The 16,830-nt window shown below is 73.6% G+C and carries 14 protein-coding genes; 1 reads left to right on the top strand and 13 read right to left on the bottom strand.

Annotated features, from left to right (window positions below):
- Positions 1-17: 17 nt before the first annotated feature.
- The 11 genes from ACFLFB_RS04725 to ACFLFB_RS04675 all read right to left on the bottom strand — a co-directional run bounded on the left by ACFLFB_RS04725 (position 18) and on the right by ACFLFB_RS04675 (position 13,633).
- Positions 18-1,529, bottom strand: coding sequence for a multicopper oxidase family protein (locus tag ACFLFB_RS04725; RefSeq protein WP_392544551.1), 1,512 nt, complete (start codon positions 1,527-1,529; stop codon positions 18-20).
- Positions 1,516-1,992, bottom strand: a complete 477-nt coding sequence (locus ACFLFB_RS04720) for a hypothetical protein (RefSeq protein ID WP_392544550.1) — start codon at positions 1,990-1,992, stop codon at positions 1,516-1,518. Before ACFLFB_RS04720 ends, ACFLFB_RS04725 begins: the two co-directional genes overlap by 14 nt.
- A gap of 109 nt (positions 1,993-2,101) precedes the next feature.
- Positions 2,102-3,034: a pseudouridine-5'-phosphate glycosidase gene (locus tag ACFLFB_RS04715; RefSeq protein ID WP_392544549.1), complete on the bottom strand. Its 933-nt coding sequence runs from the start codon at positions 3,032-3,034 to the stop codon at positions 2,102-2,104.
- Positions 3,031-4,200 carry a PfkB family carbohydrate kinase gene (locus ACFLFB_RS04710; protein ID WP_392544548.1) on the bottom strand — a complete coding sequence of 390 codons (1,170 nt, stop codon included), beginning with the start codon at positions 4,198-4,200 and terminating at the stop codon, positions 3,031-3,033. Before ACFLFB_RS04710 ends, ACFLFB_RS04715 begins: the two co-directional genes overlap by 4 nt.
- Positions 4,201-4,237: 37 nt before the next feature.
- Positions 4,238-5,194 (bottom strand): MazG family protein, encoded by a 957-nt coding sequence (locus ACFLFB_RS04705; protein WP_392544547.1) that lies wholly within the window; start codon positions 5,192-5,194, stop codon positions 4,238-4,240.
- On the bottom strand, positions 5,191-5,724 hold the full coding sequence (locus ACFLFB_RS04700) for a hypothetical protein (RefSeq protein WP_392544546.1): 534 nt from the start codon (positions 5,722-5,724) through the stop codon (positions 5,191-5,193). The genes ACFLFB_RS04705 and ACFLFB_RS04700 overlap by 4 nt, the downstream gene beginning before the upstream one ends.
- A gap of 34 nt (positions 5,725-5,758) precedes the next feature.
- Positions 5,759-9,340: a transcription-repair coupling factor gene (gene mfd / locus ACFLFB_RS04695; RefSeq protein WP_392544545.1), complete on the bottom strand. Its 3,582-nt coding sequence runs from the start codon at positions 9,338-9,340 to the stop codon at positions 5,759-5,761.
- A gap of 81 nt (positions 9,341-9,421) precedes the next feature.
- On the bottom strand, positions 9,422-10,924 hold the full coding sequence (locus ACFLFB_RS04690) for a polysaccharide biosynthesis tyrosine autokinase (RefSeq protein ID WP_392544544.1): 1,503 nt from the start codon (positions 10,922-10,924) through the stop codon (positions 9,422-9,424).
- 120 nt (positions 10,925-11,044) lie between these two features.
- A complete protein-coding gene (pth, locus tag ACFLFB_RS04685; protein WP_392544543.1) occupies positions 11,045-11,647 on the bottom strand; it encodes an aminoacyl-tRNA hydrolase in 603 nt (200 codons plus the stop codon).
- Positions 11,648-11,747: 100 nt separating this feature from the next.
- A complete protein-coding gene (locus tag ACFLFB_RS04680; RefSeq protein WP_392544542.1) occupies positions 11,748-12,446 on the bottom strand; it encodes a 50S ribosomal protein L25/general stress protein Ctc in 699 nt (232 codons plus the stop codon).
- Between the two features lie 212 nt (positions 12,447-12,658).
- Positions 12,659-13,633: a DMT family transporter gene (locus tag ACFLFB_RS04675; RefSeq protein WP_392544541.1), complete on the bottom strand. Its 975-nt coding sequence runs from the start codon at positions 13,631-13,633 to the stop codon at positions 12,659-12,661.
- A gap of 88 nt (positions 13,634-13,721) precedes the next feature.
- Here ACFLFB_RS04675 and ACFLFB_RS04670 point away from each other — a divergent pair, with 88 nt between their 5' ends.
- The gene (locus tag ACFLFB_RS04670) at positions 13,722-14,276 is read left to right on the top strand and encodes a CGNR zinc finger domain-containing protein (protein WP_392544540.1); all 555 of its coding nucleotides are present in this window, start codon (positions 13,722-13,724) and stop codon (positions 14,274-14,276) included.
- A gap of 20 nt (positions 14,277-14,296) precedes the next feature.
- Here ACFLFB_RS04670 and ACFLFB_RS04665 read toward each other — a convergent pair whose 3' ends face one another.
- Both ACFLFB_RS04665 and glmU read right to left on the bottom strand, forming a co-directional pair.
- Positions 14,297-15,301 carry a ribose-phosphate diphosphokinase gene (locus tag ACFLFB_RS04665; RefSeq protein ID WP_392544539.1) on the bottom strand — a complete coding sequence of 335 codons (1,005 nt, stop codon included), beginning with the start codon at positions 15,299-15,301 and terminating at the stop codon, positions 14,297-14,299.
- Entirely contained in the window at positions 15,298-16,806 is a 1,509-nt protein-coding gene (gene glmU / locus ACFLFB_RS04660) for a bifunctional UDP-N-acetylglucosamine diphosphorylase/glucosamine-1-phosphate N-acetyltransferase GlmU (RefSeq protein WP_392544538.1), read from the bottom strand. Before glmU ends, ACFLFB_RS04665 begins: the two co-directional genes overlap by 4 nt.
- Between the last annotated feature and the right edge of the window lie 24 nt (positions 16,807-16,830).

Here is a 16,830-nt window from a genome sequence, read left to right as displayed (position 1 = left end):
ACAGGGGTCGGGCGCCGTCAGTCCGGGTGGTTCGCCGTGTCGCGGCCGAGGCGGTACGGCGTCGTCACCCCCTCGTACATCAGGTGGGCCATGAGCCCCTCCGCGGCGTGGGGCAGGTTGTGGCAGTGGTCGGTCCAGATGCCGGGGTTGTCGGCGACGAAGGCGACCTCGTACCGGTGCCCGTCCTCGACCGTGAGGGAGTCGACGACCCACGGGCTGCCGGTCGACGCGACGCCGTCGCGGGAGAGGACGACGACGTGGTGGCCGTGCAGGTGCATCGGGTGCACCTCGCCGCTGTTGTTGGAGATGCGCATGCGGACCACGTCGCCGGTCGTGACCATGAACATCGGCACGTCCGGGAAGAGCCTGCCGTTGACCGTCCACTGGCCACCGGGGCGGCCGTCGACGATGCCGAACCGCCGCCCGATCGCATACTCGAACACCCGGTCCGGGGCGCCACCGAGCGCGCCGAGCGCTTCGGGCGAGCCGTACCGGAGCAGGTCGACCCGATCGACGGGCGGCCGGGTCGGGGCGGGAGCGGCCGACCCGACGGGGCCGACGACGACGCCGGCCCCCGGGAGGGACACCCGCAGGGCCGAGCCGTCGGCGGGCGCGGTGACCTCGAGGTCGACCCGTCCCCCGGCGGCCACCTCGACGCCGCGACCCTCCACCGGCGTGGGGCCGTTCAGGTCGGTGCCGTCGACGGCCAGCACGCGGTACCGACCGCCGTCGACCCACGCCGTGGTGGCCCCGTTGTCGGTGTTGACGAGCCGGATGCGCGCGGTGCGGCCGGGCGCGAGGTCGAGGCGGGTGTCGCCGGAGCGGCCACCGATGGTGCGCCGGCCGGCATAGGTGTGCACGAGGGCGACGGTGTCGACGTCGGTCGTCGGCACCGCCTGGCGGACCACCACGGCGCCGAGGAGGCCGCCGACGACCTGGTCGTGCGAGACCTGGTGCGAGTGGTACCAGTACGTGCCGCCGGTCGGCATGCGCCAGCGGTAGGTGTGGGTGCCCCCGGGCCGGACCGCGTCCTGGGTGACCCCGGCGACACCGTCCTCGGCGTTCGGGACGTCCATCCCGTGCCAGTGCAGGGTGACACCGCCCTCGACGTCGACGTTGCGCAGCACCACCTCGACGAGCTGGCCCGCCTCGGCCTCGACGGTCGGACCGGGCGAGGTGCCGTTCACCGTGTAGCCCCGGACCTCGCGCCCGTCGGCGAGCACGACCCGCCCCTCGCCCGCCGCGAGGTCGACCCGCACGTCGGGGGTGGCCGCCCGGTCGGTGCGCAGCCGGTCGACGGGGACGGTGGCGGCCGCCCCGGCGTGGGCGCCGTGGCCCCTGGTGCCGTGCTCGGCGGCGCGCAGCCGGGCGAGGACGGCCGCATCGGCCTCGGGTCGGCCCGGGTCGGCCACGCCCATCGAGGTGACGGCGTAGCTTCCGGGGAGCAGGCTCGACCCCCACCAGGTCGCCACCGCTGCCACGAGGACGACGGCGGCGACCGGTCCGGCCAGGCGCCTAGCGGTGCGCACCGACGACCTCGCGGACGGGCGCGGCGGCGGCCGTCCCGCGGGCGGCGTGGCGCTGCGCGGTGAAGGCCGCGGTGAACAGCATGAGGGCGTTGATGCCGTGGAGGAAGCCGAGCCACGGCATCGAGTGGCCGAGCAGGCCGAGGGTCACCTGGGCGACGACGAGCCCCAGCACGAGCACGGCCCGCGGCACCGCCCCTGGGAAGCGGGCGACGAGCGCGACGACGAGGAGCGACAACGCCACCACGGGGATGACGAACATGCCCGACATCCCGTGCAGGATCATGCCGGTCAGCTCGGGCCAGGGCTGCTCACCCGCGCCGATGGCGTCTCCGGTGGCCTTGTCGAGCACCCCGCCGTCGTCGATCCACACGCCCATGCCCGACATGGCCCACACGTGGAAGGCGGCCTGGAAGGCGACGAGGACGCAGACGAGGGCGGCGAGGACGCGGTAGGTGGTGCGCATGATGGTGCCTCTTTCGGGAGGTGGATGGTGCGTCCACGCTCCCGGCACCCGCTTGGGCCGTCCTTGGCCGCGACTTGGGCCGGTGTCCCTCCCCCTCGCCCTGCCGCCGTCAGAGGGCCGCGAAGGCCACGGCGATGGCGGTCCCGACGCGGGCGTTGTTGCGCACCAGCGCGAGGTTGGTCTCCAGGGACCGGCCCTCCGACAGCTCGACGAGCCGCCCGAGGAGGAAGGGGGTGATGTCCTTGCCGGTCACGCCCTGCTCCGCGCACTCGGCGAGCGCCCTGGCGATGACGCCGTCGATGTCGTCGCGCGCCATCTCGTCCTCCGCGGGAACGGGGTTGGCGATCGAGATGCCGGTGCCGACCCCGAGGTCGAACGACGCGCGCATGAGCCGCGCCGCCTCCTCCGGGGTGTCGACGCGCATCGGCACGGCCAGCCCGCTGGACCGGGAGAAGAACGACGGGAACTCGTCGGTGCCGTAGCCGACCACCGGCACCTCGAGGGTCTCGAGGACCTCGAGGGTGCGACCGATGTCGAGGATCGACTTCACGCCGGCGGACACGACCGCGACCTCGGTGCGGGAGAGCTCGGTGAGGTCGGCGGAGACGTCCATCGAGCTCTCGGCGCCCTGGTGCACGCCACCGAGCCCGCCGGTGACGAACAGCCGGATGCCGGCGAGCGCGGCGATGCGCATCGTGCTCGCGACGGTCGTCGCGCCGTGCACGCCGGTGGCGACGACGTGCGCGAGGTCGCGCACGCTCACCTTGCGGATGCCGGTGTCCTGGCCGAACATCTCGAGCTGCTCGTCGGACAGGCCCACGGTGGGGCGGCCGTCGAGGATGGCGATGGTCGCGGGGACCGCACCGCCGTCGCGGACGATCTGCTCGACCTCGCGGGCCATGGCGACGTTCTGGGGGTAGGGCATCCCGTGGCTGATGATCGTCGACTCCAGGGCGACGACGGGGCGGCCGGCGGCGAGGGCCTCGCGGACCTGGGGGGCGACGGCGAGCATCGGGTGGGGGGTGGTGACGGCGGCGGTCATGGGTGGAGCTCCTCGGTGGACGGGCTGTCGGGGGTCAGGTGGGCCGCGACGAGGGCGGCGGTGAGGTCCGGGCGGACCGTCTCGGGCGAGGCGACGGTGAGGGCGGCGAGGGCCTGGCCGAAGCGCGCGGCCTCCACCACGTCCTCCCCGGACAGGAGGGCGTGGACGTAGCCGGCCGTCATCGAGTCACCGGCACCGGTGACGTCCTCGACCGTCGCCTCGGGGGCGGCGACGAGGACGACGCGGCGGGCCGGCGCGGGGTCGTCCTGCGTCGGGCGGGGGGCGATGGAGAGGAGGCTGCCTCGGGTGCCCCGGCGAACCCAGACGTGCTCGACGCCCCGGTCGTGGAGCACGCCGGCCGCGGCCACGACGGCGTCGACGTCGCCGGCCACCGGCGCGCCCACCAGTGCCGCGAGCTCGTCGACGTTCGGGGTGACGGTGTGGACCGGCACGGAGCCGTCGAAGACGCCCGCGGCCTCGGTGGCCTTGGCGACCGACACCGGCTCGAACACCCCGGGGATGCCGGCCTCGGCGGCGGCGCTCAGCAGCCAGCGGATGACCGTGGCGCCGAGGTTGGCGTCGACGACGAGCGCCTCGGCCCCGGCGAGCAGGGAGGGAACGACCTCGAGGTCGGAGACGGTGAGCTCGTCGGTGGCGCGCATGTCGGCGACGGCGACGAGGAGGTCGCCCCCGTCGTCGAGGACGGCGGCGTACGTGCCCGTGGGGTGGGGCGAGGTGACCACGTGGCGGCACTCGACGCCCGCGGCCTCGGTGCGCGCGACCACCGTGCGCCCCGCGAGGTCGTCGCCGACCGCGGCCACGAGGACGGTGGGGCTGCCCAGCCGCGCGAGGTTCTCGGCGATGTTGCGGCCGACCCCACCGACCGTGGAGGACGAGGTGCCGGGGTTGCTCGTGCCGAGCACCGGCGCGACCGCGGTGCGGACCTTCGAGTCGAGGACCGCTCCCCCGACGACGACGACCGAGTCGGCCTCGGCCCGCACGATGTAGCCGCGGCCGAGGAGCAGGCCCTTGCGGGTGAGGTTGCTCAGGTGCACCGAGACGGCCGCGCGGGTGGAGCCGAGCCGCTCCGCGAGGCCGGTGGCGTCGAGCAGGGGCTCGGCGCGCAGCAGCGCCACGATCTCGCGTTCCCTCGTCGTCACCTTCACATTGCAGATGTTAAGCGCACTTGCACTTACAAAGCAACTAGGGACCGGCGATGGCGGAACGCGCGACGGACCCGACGGCGGCGCGGACCCGCTCCTCGGCCTCGGCGAGCGCGGACCGGGCGGCCTCGAGCTCGGCCAGCGCCGCGGCATCCGGGATCAGCGAGCGGCGGCGCACCCTGGCCAGCACCTTCTCGGCGGCCAGGGGCGGCGGCAGCGTGGGGGCGATGCCGTGGAGGAGGTCGTCGTCGTACGCCGAGCCGCCGCCGGCTGCCTTCTCCTGCGCCTTGATCCGCTCCCACTCCTGCTCGACCTCGGCCGGGGTGGAGGCGTCGCCGTCGGAGAAGACGTGCGGGTGGCGGCGGACCAGCTTCTCGACGAGCAGCCCGGCGACCGTGTCGATGTCGAACGCGCCCTCCCCCGCGCCCTCGGCCACGCGGGCGTGGAAGACGACCTGGAGCAGCACGTCGCCGAGCTCCTCGGCCAGGTGCCGCGGGTCTCCGGCCTCGATGGCGTGGAGCACCTCGTGCGTCTCCTCGACGAGGTACGGCGCGAGCGAGGCGTGCGTCTGCTCGGCGTCCCAAGGGCACCCGTCCGGCGAGCGCAGCCGGTCCATCGTCGCGACGACGTCGAGCAACCTCCCTCCCTGGACGTCCCACGACCCGACGACGACCTCGACGTCGGGCGGGGACTCGAACCGCGACACCTCCGAGGCGATGGCGTCGGCGAGCCCGGGATCGCCGTCCGAGGACCCCAGCCAGACGACCGACACGGACGCGGCGAGGTCGACGAGGCGGCGGGCCAGCTCGGGTGGCGAGGCGTCACCGACCTCCTCCACGGAGAAGCCCGACTCGTCGACGGCCTCGGCCAACGGTTCGTCGAGCGAGCGCGCGAGGCGGACACCGGCCTGCGCGACGGCATCCCACGCGCCGTGGGAGAGCAGGCCGGGGGCGACCCGGGGCGAGGTGAGGAGGAGCCCGAGCCGGCCGGGGGTCACTGCGGGGCGGCGGTGGAGGTGATCCAGCTCGGCCGGACGGCGGTGATCGTCGCCGTCTTGGGGTCGAACCGGCCGTAGCGCGGGTTGACGGTGACGACGCGCGACTCCTGCTTGGCCACGAGCGCGGCCTGGTCGGCGTCGGTCCACTTGCCGTCGCCGGCGGCGCTGCTCTGCGCGGCGAGGCTGCGGATGATGAGGATCGTGCCGTCGCTGGGGTCCTTCAGCCCGAGCTGGGTCGCCAGCGCGCTCGCGACCGACTCGGAGATGACGACACCCTTGGCGCCCACCTCGTCGATGAGCGGCTGGGCCTGCAGCAGGTACCCGAGGGTCGCCGTGGTCGTCAGGGGCTTCTCGAACGGGGTGGGCTTGAGCGCGTTGAGCTCGCGCGTGGAGGTCTGGACCTCGGTCTCGGTGATGACCGTCCCGTCGACGGTGGCGGCGCGGTCGGCGGAGCCCACACCGCACCCCGTGGTCGCGAGCGCGGCACCGAGGGCGAGCACCGCCATCGAACGGCGAGCGGAGGTGGTCACGGGAGGTCCTTCCAGTCGGGTCGAGGCACCGGCATCAGGCACCGGCGGTGGCCACCCGGGCGGCCTGCCCCACATTGTCCACGACGACCGCGCCGATGACGTCACCAGCCCACACGAGGACCTCGCGGTCGCGCAGGGGGTGGCCGGCGACCGGCCGGGTCATCGGCTTCGGGACGAGGATGGTGTTCAGCGCGGGCTTGACGATGGAGCGCGGGTAGAGCCGGTTCAGCCGCAGCTGCTGGCTCTCGCGCAGCTCGACCGGGCCGAAGCGGACGTGGTTGCCCTGCACCGAGATGTCGGCGATGCCGGCGGCCCGCGCCACCGTGCGCAGCCGCGCCACCTCGACGAGGTTGCGCACCGGCTCGGGCAGCGCGCCATAGCGGTCGACGAGCTCGGCCTCGATCTCGGCGAGCTGCGCCTCGTCGACCACGGCCGCGAGCTTCTTGTACATCTCCAGGCGCAGCCGCTCGTGCGGGACGTAGTCGTGCGGGAGGTGCGCGTCGACGGGGAGCTCGATCTTGATCTCGGCCGGCGCCTCGTCGGCGTCGCCGCGGAAGCTCGCCACGGCCTCCCCCACGAGCCGCACGTAGAGGTCGAACCCGACCCCGGCGATGTGCCCGGACTGCTCGCCGCCGAGCAGGTTGCCCGCACCGCGGATCTCGAGGTCCTTCATCGCGACCTGCATGCCCGACCCGAGGTCGGTGTGGCTCGCGATGGTCTGCAGCCGGTCGAGCGCCAGCTCGGTGAGCGGGGTCTCCGGCGGGTAGAGGAAGTACGAGTAGGCCCGCTCGCGGCCACGCCCGACGCGCCCGCGCAGCTGGTGCAGCTGCGAGAGGCCGAACCGGTCGGCGCGCTCGACGATGAGGGTGTTGGCGTTGGAGATGTCCAGGCCGGTCTCGACGATCGTCGTGCAGACGAGGACGTCGAACCGCTTCTCCCAGAAGTCGAGGACGACCTGCTCGAGCCGGTGCTCGCCCATCTTCCCGTGGGCCACCGCGATCCGCGCCTCGGGGACGAGCTCGCGGATGCGGGCGGCGGCCTTCTCGATCGTGGACACCTTGTTGTGGACGAAGAAGACCTGGCCCTCGCGCAGCAGCTCGCGCTTGATGGCGGCGGTCAGCGTCTTCTCGTCGTAGGCGCCGACGTAGGTGAGGACGGGGTGGCGCTCCTCGGGCGGGGTCTGCAGGGTCGACATCTCGCGGATGCCGGTGACCGCCATCTCGAGCGTGCGCGGGATGGGTGTGGCCGACATCGCGAGGACGTCGACGGAGGTCCGCAGCGCCTTGAGCTGCTCCTTGTGCTCGACGCCGAAGCGCTGCTCCTCGTCGACGACGACGAGGCCGAGGTCCTTGAAGCGGACCTCCTTCGACAGCAGGCGGTGGGTGCCGATGACGAGGTCGAGGGAGCCGTCGGCCAGACCCTCGAGGACCGCCTTGGCCTCCTTGTCGGTCTGGAACCGCGACAGCGCCTTGACGACCACGGGGAAGCCCGCGTACCGCTCGGCGAAGGTGTTGACGTGCTGCTGGACGAGCAGCGTCGTGGGGCACAGCACGGCGACCTGCTTGCCGTCCTGGATCGCCTTGAACGCCGCGCGCACCGCGATCTCGGTCTTGCCGTAGCCGACGTCGCCGCAGACCAGCCGGTCCATCGGGACGGGGCGCTCCATGTCGGCCTTGACCTCGTCGATGGTGCTCAGCTGGTCGGGCGTCTCGACGTGCGCGAAGGCGTCCTCGAGCTCGCGCTGCCACGGGGTGTCCGGGCCGAACGCGTGGCCGGTGGTCGCCATCCGCGCGGAGTACAGGCGGATCAGCTCGGCGGCGATCTGCTTGACGTACCGCTTCGCCTTGCTCTTCGTCTGGTGCCAGTCCGAGCCGCCCATCTTGTTCAGGGTGGGCTGCTCGCCGCCGACGTAGCGGGTGACCTGGTCGAGCTGGTCGGTGGGGACGTAGAGGCGGTCGCCGGGTTGGCCGCGCTTGGACGGGGCGTACTCGAGGACGAGGTACTCGCGGGTGGCCGTGGCGACGGTGCGCTGCACCATCTCGACGAACTTGCCGACGCCGTGCTGCTCGTGGACGACGTGGTCGCCGGGGCGCAGCTGGAGCGGGTCGACCTGGTTGCGCCGCCGCGAGGGCATCTTGCGCATGTCCTTGGTCGAGGTCCCCGAGCCGCCTGCCGAGCCCGTGAGGTCGGACTCGGTGAGGACCGCCAGCCGCTCGGCCAGGGCGACGAAGCCGGGCCCGGTCCCTCCGGCGGTGACGGTGACGACGGACGTCTCGAGGTCGGTGTCGTCGGAGGCCAGCCGGGCGGCCACCCCGTGCTCGCCGAGGACCTCCGCCACGCGCTTGGCCAGGCCCGGGCCCTCGGTGGCCACGAGGACGGTCCAGTCGTCGGCGACGAGCCGCTGCAGCTCGGCGACGGCCTCCTCGGTGTTGCCGCGGAAGGTCGGCGACGCCTCGAGCCCGAGGTCGAGGGTGTCGTCGAGCTCGTCGGCGGTGAAGGGCGTGAGGTCGAGCCAGCGCACGCCGAGGTCGCGGGCCTGGTCGCGCAGCTCGGCGATGGTGCGGAACGAGGCGGTGCCGAGGACGGCCTGGAGGTCGATGGGTACCGCGTTGCCGCTGGCGGCGTTGGCCCAGCCGGCCTCGAGGAACTCCTGGCTCGTGGCGACGAGGTCGTGGGCGCGGGTGCGCACCCGCTCGGGGTCGCAGGTGACGAGGACGGCGCCCTCGGGCAGGACGTCGAGGAGGCTCTCCATGCCGTCGACGAGGGCCGGAGCGAGCGACTCCATCCCCTCGACGGCGATGCCGTGGGCCAGCTTCTCGAGCAGGTCGACGGCGCCGGGGAGGACGTCGGCGAGCGCCGCGGCACGGTCGCGGACGGCGTCGGTGAGGAGGAGCTCGCGGCACGGCGGGGCCCACAGCCCGTGCTCGGCGACCTCGAGGGAGCGCTGGTCGGCGACCTTGAACCAGCGGACCTCCTCGACGGTGTCGCCCCAGAACTCCAGCCGCAGCGGGTGCTCCTCGGTGGGCGGGAAGACGTCGAGGATGCCGCCGCGCACCGCGAACTCGCCGCGGCGCTCGACGAGGTCGGTGCGGCTGTAGGCCGCGGCGGCGAGGCGCTCGACGACCTCCTCGAGCGGGGTCTCGTCGCCCTGCTGGAGCGCGACCGGGCGCAGGTCGCCCAGGCCCTTCGCGATCGGCTGGAGGACCGCCCGCACCGGCGCGACGACGACGGAGAGGGGCCCGTGGCCGGTGTCCTCGGCGTCGGGGTGGGCCAGGCGGCGCAGCACGGACAGGCGCTGGCCGACGGTGTCGCTGCGCGGGCTGAGCCGCTCGTGAGGGAGGGTCTCCCACGACGGGAAGTGCGCGACGGAACCCGCACCGAGCAGGGCCTCGAGCGAGGCGTGGAGGTCCTCGGCCTCACGGCCGGTGGCGGTGACGGCCAGGACGGGCGGGCGACCGGACCCGGCGTCGGGCGCGAGGGCGGCGAGGACCGCCGGACGGGCACCGGGCGGGGCGGCCGCGGTGACCTCGGCAGCGGGGGTGGCGAGGGCCTCCCGCAGGCGCGCGGTGCCGGGGAGGGCTGCGACCCGGGAGCGCAGGACGGACAACAAGGGCATCCCCACAACTCTAGTCGCGGGTGGTGACAGGCCCGTCATCCGGCGCTGCCACCGGTCGAGGGTTGCCGGGGTGGGGCCGGCTCAGCGCTTGCGCTTGGGCGGCGCGGTCTCGAGCTCGGGCTCGTCCTCGACGACGGGGTCGACGTGCCCCGCCGCAGCAGGCTCCTCGGACGCCGGGTCGGACCCCAGGCGCCGTCGCATCTTCTTGTTCTTCTTCTGGCGGAAGCGGCGGTCGTCGGCCTCGTACCCGTAGGTCTCGTAGCCGTAGACCCCGGCCGCGCGGCCCTGCGGGATGCCGTTGAGGACGATGCCGAAGATCCGCGCGTTGACGCCCACGGCCAGCTGGAGGACCCGCTTGAGGTGCTCCTTGCGGCTGCTGCCCATGAGGGTGACGACGATGAGCCCGTCGACCCGCTGGGCCAGGATCATCGCGTCGGTGACCGGCAGCGCCGGCGGGGCGTCGATGACGACGAGGTGGTCGCGGGCGAGCTCGGAGATGAGGTCGCGCATCCGCTCGGACCCGACCACCTCGCTGGGGTTGTGCGGGATGCGGCCGGCGGGGAGCACCTGGAGGCCGTGGGTGTCGGTGGGGACGAGCGCCTCGTCGAGCGGCACCGCGCCGGACAGCACCTGGGTGAGGCCCACGCCGCTGTCGATGTCGAACAGGGTGGCCACCATGGGGCGGCGCAGGTCACCGTCGACGAGGACGACGTCCTCGCCGCGGACCGCGAGCGCCCGGGCCAGCAGGGCCGAGATCGTGGACTTGCCCTCGCCCGGCTGGGGGCTGGTGACCGCGACCGAGCGCGGCGAGCTGTCGGGGTCGGCGAACATCAGGTTGGTGCGCAGGTGCCGCAGCGACTCGCCGACCGCGCCGCGCAGGAGGTCCTCGGAGTGCAGGCGCGAGTGCAGGTCGCGCGAGCGCGGGATGGTGCCGATGAGGCCGTGCTCGGTCTGGGACGTGATGTCCTCGGGGTGGCGGATGCGCGTGTCGAGGCGCAGGCGGAGCATGACGACGCCGTAGGCGAGGACCAGCCCGGCGGCCAGGCCCATGAGGAGCAGGCGGTTGACGTTCGGCGAGCTCGGGACCGTGGGCAGGACGGCCGTGGTGACGGGGATGAACTGCACGACACCGGTGTCGGCCTTGCCGCCGCTGTCGATCTCCGACGCGACCTTGGCCGTGGCCTCGACGACCTGGTTGGCGATGTCGGTCGCCTGCTGGGGGGAGGTCGAGGTGACGCTCACCTGGATGCTCGGGCTGCCCGGCTCGACGACGTAGGAGATGCTCCCGCTGACCGCGCCGGGCGACGCCGCGAGACCGAGCTCCCGGATGACGATCTCCGCCACGTCACCGCTCTTGGTCAGCCGCGCGTAGGCGCTGGCCTTCGCCGCGGCGACCGAGCTGCCCACCGAGGCCTCGGCCACCTGGGAGGACCCCCCCACCGACACGAACGCCTCGGCACTGGCGACGTACAGCCGCGGCTGCTGGTTGGCGTAGAGCGCGGCGAGCCCGACGGCGAGCAGCACGCAGGCAGCGATGGTCATCCAGAAACGTCGGATGATCCGCACTGCGTCGAGCAGCGTCATCGGGGTCCCTCTCCCTGCGATGGGCGTGAGGAACCACGGTACCTCTGGGGCCGGTGCGCCGAAGGCGGTTCGCCGGGACCCGCCCGGCGTCCCCGGCGCCCGGACCGGGCCCGGGCCGGCTCAGCGGGGGGCGTGCACCTGCTGCTGGGCGTCGAGCAGGCCGAGGCCGACGAGGGCCTCCACCGCGTCGGCGGCGTCGTCGAGGAGGAAGGGGAGCTCCTTCTTCTCGGTGGAGGAGAAGTCGCGCAGGACGAAGTCGGCCGCGTCCATCCGGCCGGGCGGGCGGCCGATGCCGACGCGCACCCGGTGGTAGTCCTTGGTGCCGATCGAGCTGCTGATGGAGCGCAGGCCGTTGTGGCCGCCCTCGCCCCCACCGCGCTTGAGGCGGACCGTACCGGCGTCGATGTCGAGCTCGTCGTGGACGACGACGAGCCGCTCGTGGGGCACCGAGAAGAAGCGCAGGAGCGCCGAGACGGGGCCACCCGACTCGTTCATGTAGCAGCTGGGCACGGCGACGACGGCCGCCGGCCCGGGGACGCCACCGGCGCCGGTGCCCAGGCGGACCTGGGCCGCGTGGGCGCGCGCCTTGTGGGTGCGCAGCGAGGAGCCGGAGCGTCGGGCCAGCTCGTCGACGACCATGGCGCCGACGTTGTGGCGGTTGCCCGCGTAGCCCGGGCCGGGGTTGCCCAGCCCGACGACGAGCCACGGTCCGGAGTCGGTCACGGGGCCAAGGCTATCGAGGCGCGGCGGGCCGGGACGCACGAGGGCCCGGTCCGCGAACGGACCGGGCCCTGCGTGGGTGCTGCGGGTGTGAGCCGGTGGCTCAGGCCTCGTCGGAGGCCTTGTCGCCGTCGGACGCCTCGGCGGACCCGCCGTCGGCGGCCTCGGCGGACTCGCCCTCGGCGGCCTCCTCGTCGGACTCCTCGCGCTCGATGCCGGCCTCGGCCTCGGCCTCGGCGAGCTCGGCCTCGAGGGCCTCGGCGGTGACCTGCGCGGTGACGTTGACGACGAGCGCCTCGGCGTCGGTGACGAGCACCGCACCGGAGGGGAGCTCGACGGCGCCGGCGAGGATCTGCGTGCCGGCCTCGAGTCCCTCGACGTTGACGACGAGGTTCTCGGGGATGTTCGTCGCCTCGACCTCGAGCTGCAGGCTCGAGTGGTCGGTGGTGACGACGGTCTCGGGGGCGGCCTCGCCCTCGACGTGCACGGGCACGTCGACGGTGACCTTCTCGCCCTTCTTCACGACGACGAGGTCGACGTGCTCGATGACGGGCTTGATCGGGTCGCGCTGGACGTCCTTGGCGAGCGCGAGCTGCTCGTCGCCCTCGAGGACGATGGTCAGCAGCGCGTTGCTGTGCTTGAGCGCGAGCATCGCGTCGTGGCCCGGGAGGGTGATGTGCACGGGCGCGGTGCCGTGGCCGTACATGACGGCGGGGATCTTGTGGGCGCGGCGGATCTTGCGCGCGGCGCCCTTGCCGAACTGGGTGCGCGGCTCGGCGACGAGCTTGATGGCGTCGGACACGGGAGTCTCCTGCGGGGTGCGGGTGGTCGGGAGGTGGTCTCCTCGACGTGGGACGCGGCACCGATTCCGACCGCTCGCGGGACGACCCGCGAGCCTTCGCAGGACTCGTCAGCTCGCCAGCGTCGATCACGGATGCGTCGGACCGCTCGTGGCGGCCCAGACCGCACGTCGGTGTGCGGTGCGACGTCCCTCGCCGAGGCAACCCCCCGAGTCTAGGCGACGGGCGTGGGAACGTCGAAATCGGCCTCGACGGCCCGCGCGTCGCGCCGGGCCTCGTCGCGCTCGCCGAGCCGCACGGCGACGACCCCGCTGAGCAGGACGACACCGCCGACGACCTGGACCAGCCCGGGCAGCTCACTGAGGACGAGCCACGCGAAGAGCACGGCGAACAGGACCTCGGTGAGGCCGACGAACGAGGACAGGGTCGACCCGAGGTGGCGCGCCCCGAGCACCCCGAGGACGTACGCGAGGGCGGCCGCGACGACGACGAGCTCGGCGATCGCCAGCCAGGCGGGGATCTCCGACCCCGCGACGAGGACCGGACCCGCCCCGCGGTGCATCGGGAGGACGCCGAGGAGCCCGAGCAGGGCCAGCGACACCGCGCCGACCGCGAGCCCGAGACCGGCGAAGGCCGTGGCGGGCACTCGGGTGGGCCGGCCGGCGAGCACGTAGTGGCCGGCCAGGCCGGTGGCCGCGAGCAGGCCCCACAGGACGCCGACGAGGCTGGGGGTCGACTGCCCGGTGACGTCGAGGACGAGGGCGAGCCCGGCCACGGCGAGGACGATGCCGACGCCGGTGAGCCGGTGCGGCGCGACGCGGGTGAGGGCCCAGACCCAGAGCACGACGAGCACGATGCCGAGGTACTCGATGAGCAGGGCGACGCCCACCGGCATCCGCGCGACGGCCTGGAAGTAGCCGAGCTGCGCGGCCGCGACGGCGAGCGTGCCGTAGAGGGCGACGCGGGGCATCTCGTGGGCGACCTGCCGCCACCGGCCGCGCATGGCCCACAGCGTGAACGGCAGGAGGAGGACCGCGGCACCGGTGATGCGCGTGAGGACGACGGCGCCGGGGGTCCAGCCGGCCGTCATCAGGGCCTTGGCGAACGGCCCGGAGGTCCCGAAGGCGGCGCAGGACAGGAGCATGGCGACCAGGCCCAGCCCCAGGTGACGGCGCACCATCTCGACCATGACGTCCTCCTCGGTTCCCGCTCCGGATGTAATGACCGAAGTATGCTTTTGCCCATGACGGTAGTCCTCGACGATGTCAGGAGTCAAGATGGTTTTCACCTATGACACGGACGTGACGCTGGCGCACGCCGCCGCCGTCGCGAACACCGGTCCGGGCCTGGGCGACGAGGACCGCGAGGAGCTCCCCGACCTCGCCGCGCTGCAGGCCTGGTTCGACCGGTGGGAGTGGACCGGCCGCCGCCCCTCGACCTCCGCCGAGGTGGACGCCGTCCGCGCGCTGCGGCCCCGCCTGCGGCACCTGTGGTCGCTGCGCGACGACGACCTCGTCGCCGAGACCAACGCCCTGCTCGAGGAGGGCGGCGCACTCCCCCGGCTCGTGCGGCACGGGGCGTTCGGCTGGCACGTGCACGCGACGTCCGACGACGCCCCGCTCGACCGGCGGATCGGGGTGGAGGTCGGGATGGCGCTGGTCGACATCATCCGCGCCGACGAGGTCGACCGGCTCAAGGTCTGCGCCGGCGAGGACTGCGAGGACCTGCTCGTCGACCTCAGCAGGAACCGGTCGCGCAAGTTCTGCGACGGCACGTGCGGGACCCGCGCGAACGTCGCCGCCTACCGGGCGCGGAAGGCCGCGGAGGCCTGACGCCGCGGCTCAGGCCCCGGTCAGGCGCGCCCGCCGAACAGGCTCGTGACCGAGCCGTCCTCGAAGACCTCCTTGACCGCCGCGCTGATGAGCGGGGCGATCGAGAGCACCGTGATCCCGTCGATCTCCTTCTCCGGGGGGATCGGGAGGGTGTTGGTGACGATGACCTCCTCGGCGGAGCAGTCGCGCAGCCGCTCGATCGCGGGGTCGCTGAGGATGGCGTGCGTCGCCGCGATGACGACGGCCTTGGCGCCGTCGGCCATGAGGGCGTCGGCGGCCTTGGTGATGGTGCCGCCGGTGTCGATCATGTCGTCGACGAGGACGCAGACGCGGCCCTTGACGTCACCGACGACGCGGTTGGCGACCATCTCGTTGGGCCGGTTGATGTCGCGGGTCTTGTGGATGAAGGCCAGCGGGGCACCGCCGAGGCGCTTGGACCACTGCTCGGCGACCTTGATCCGGCCGGCGTCGGGCGAGACGACCGCGAGGTCCTGGTCGCCGTACTTGCGGGCGACGTACTCGGACAGGATCGGGATGGCCATGAGGTGGTCGACCGGGCCGTCGAAGAAGCCCTGGATCTGGTCGGTGTGCAGGTCGACGCAGATGAGCCGGTCGGCGCCGGCCGTCTTGAACAGGTCGGCCATGAGGCGGGCGCTGATCGGCTCGCGGCCGCGGTGCTTCTTGTCCTGGCGGGCGTAGCCGTAGAACGGCATGACCACGGTGATCCGCTTGGCACTGGCCCGCTTGAGCGCGTCGACCATGAGCAGGTGCTCCATGATGCACTCGTTGATCGGGGTGGTGTGGCTCTGGATGACGAAGGCGTCCGAGCCGCGCACCGACTCCTCGAAGCGCACGTAGATCTCGCCGTTGGCGAAGTCGTAGGCGCTGGTGGGGACGAGCTCGGTGCCGAGCTGCGCCGCGACCTCCTGGGCCAGCCCGGGGTTGGCCCGGCCCGAGAAGAGCATCATCTGCTTCTTGGGGCGCTTGCGGATGTTGGCCGAGGGGGGCCGGTTCTCTTTGCTCACGGGTGGTCGCCCTCCACGGCGCTCGTCGGGTCGTCGGTGGTGGGACTGTCCTCGGTGGGCTCGGCCGCAGCCGTCGCGGCGGCCTTCGCGGCGGCGGCAGCAGCGGCCGACCTGGTGCCGGCGCGGGCCCGCTCGACCCAGCCGTCGACGTTGCGCTGGCGCCCGCGGGCGACGGCGATCTGGCCGGGGTCGACATCGCCGACCAGCGCCGAGCCGGCTGCGACGTAGGCGCCGTCGGCGACGGTGACCGGGCTGACGACCACGGTGTGCGACCCGACGAACGCGTGCTTCCCGATGGTCGAGTGGTGCTTGTCGACGCCGTCGTAGTTGGCGAAGATCGTGCCGGCGCCGATGTTCGCGCCCTCCCCGATCGTCACGTCGCCGGCGTAGGTGAGGTGCGGGACCTTGGCGCCGTCGCCGATGTCGGCGTTCTTCGTCTCGACGAAGCCGCCGATCTTGCCCTTCGCGCCGAGCCGCGTGCCCGGGCGCAGGTACGAGTACGGGCCGACCGTGGCGCCCGCGCCGATGACGGCGAGGTGGGCGACCGCGCGGGTGACCTCGGCGCCGTCGCCCACCTCGGTGTCGGTGAGCGTGACCTCCGGGCCGATGACGGCGTCGGCACCGATCGTCGTGGCGCCGAGCAGCTGGGTGCCCGGCAGGACGGTGGTGTCCGGGCCGATGGAGACGTCGACGTCGATCCACGTGGTGGCGGGGTCGACGATCGTCACGCCGGCGCGCATGTGCTGCTCGCACACGCGACGGTTCAGCTCGCGGCCGAGGGCGGCCAGCTGCACCCGGTCGTTGACGCCCTCGGTCTGCCAGAGGTCGTCGACGACGTGGGCGCGCACGGGACGGCCGGACTCGCGGGCGATGGCGACGACGTCGGTGAGGTACTTCTCGCCCTGGGCGTTGTCGGTGCCGACCCGGGCCAGGGCCTCGCGCAGGAGGGCGGCGTCGAAGGCGTAGATGCCCGAGTTGATCTCGGTGAGGGCGCGCTCGTCATCGGAGGCGTCCTTGTGCTCGACGATGCGCGCGACCGAGCCGGTGTCGTCGCGCACGATGCGGCCGTAGCCGGTGGGGTCGGCCAGGTGCGCGGTGACCACGGAGACGGCTGAGCCGCTCTCGGTGTGGGCGGCGGTGAGGGCCACGAGGGTCTCGCCGGCGAGCAGCGGCACGTCGCCGTAGGTGACGAGCACGGTGCCGGTGAGGTCGGCCGGCAGGGCGTCCAGGCCGCACTCCACGGCGCGGCCGGTGCCCTTCACCTCGTCCTGGTCGGCGATGACGAGGGCCGGGTCGAGCGCGGAGACGACCTCGACGACGCGGTCGCGCTCGTGGCGGACCACGACCTCGACGTGCTCGGCGCCCGAGGCGCGGGCCGCCCGGATGGCGTGGCCGACCAGGGTCTGGCCGCCGATCCGGTGCAGGACCTTGGGGGTCGCGGACCTCATCCGGGTGCCTTCGCCTGCGGCGAGGACGATGACGGCGGCCGGGCGGGGGGTGCTCACGCGCAGGGGCTCCTGGTGTGGTGC

The sequence above is a fragment of the Oryzobacter telluris genome (genome assembly GCF_043099285.1).
GTDB classification, from domain to species: domain Bacteria; phylum Actinomycetota; class Actinomycetes; order Actinomycetales; family Dermatophilaceae; genus Oryzobacter; species Oryzobacter telluris.
This window is presented reverse-complemented; position numbering and strand designations above follow the sequence as displayed.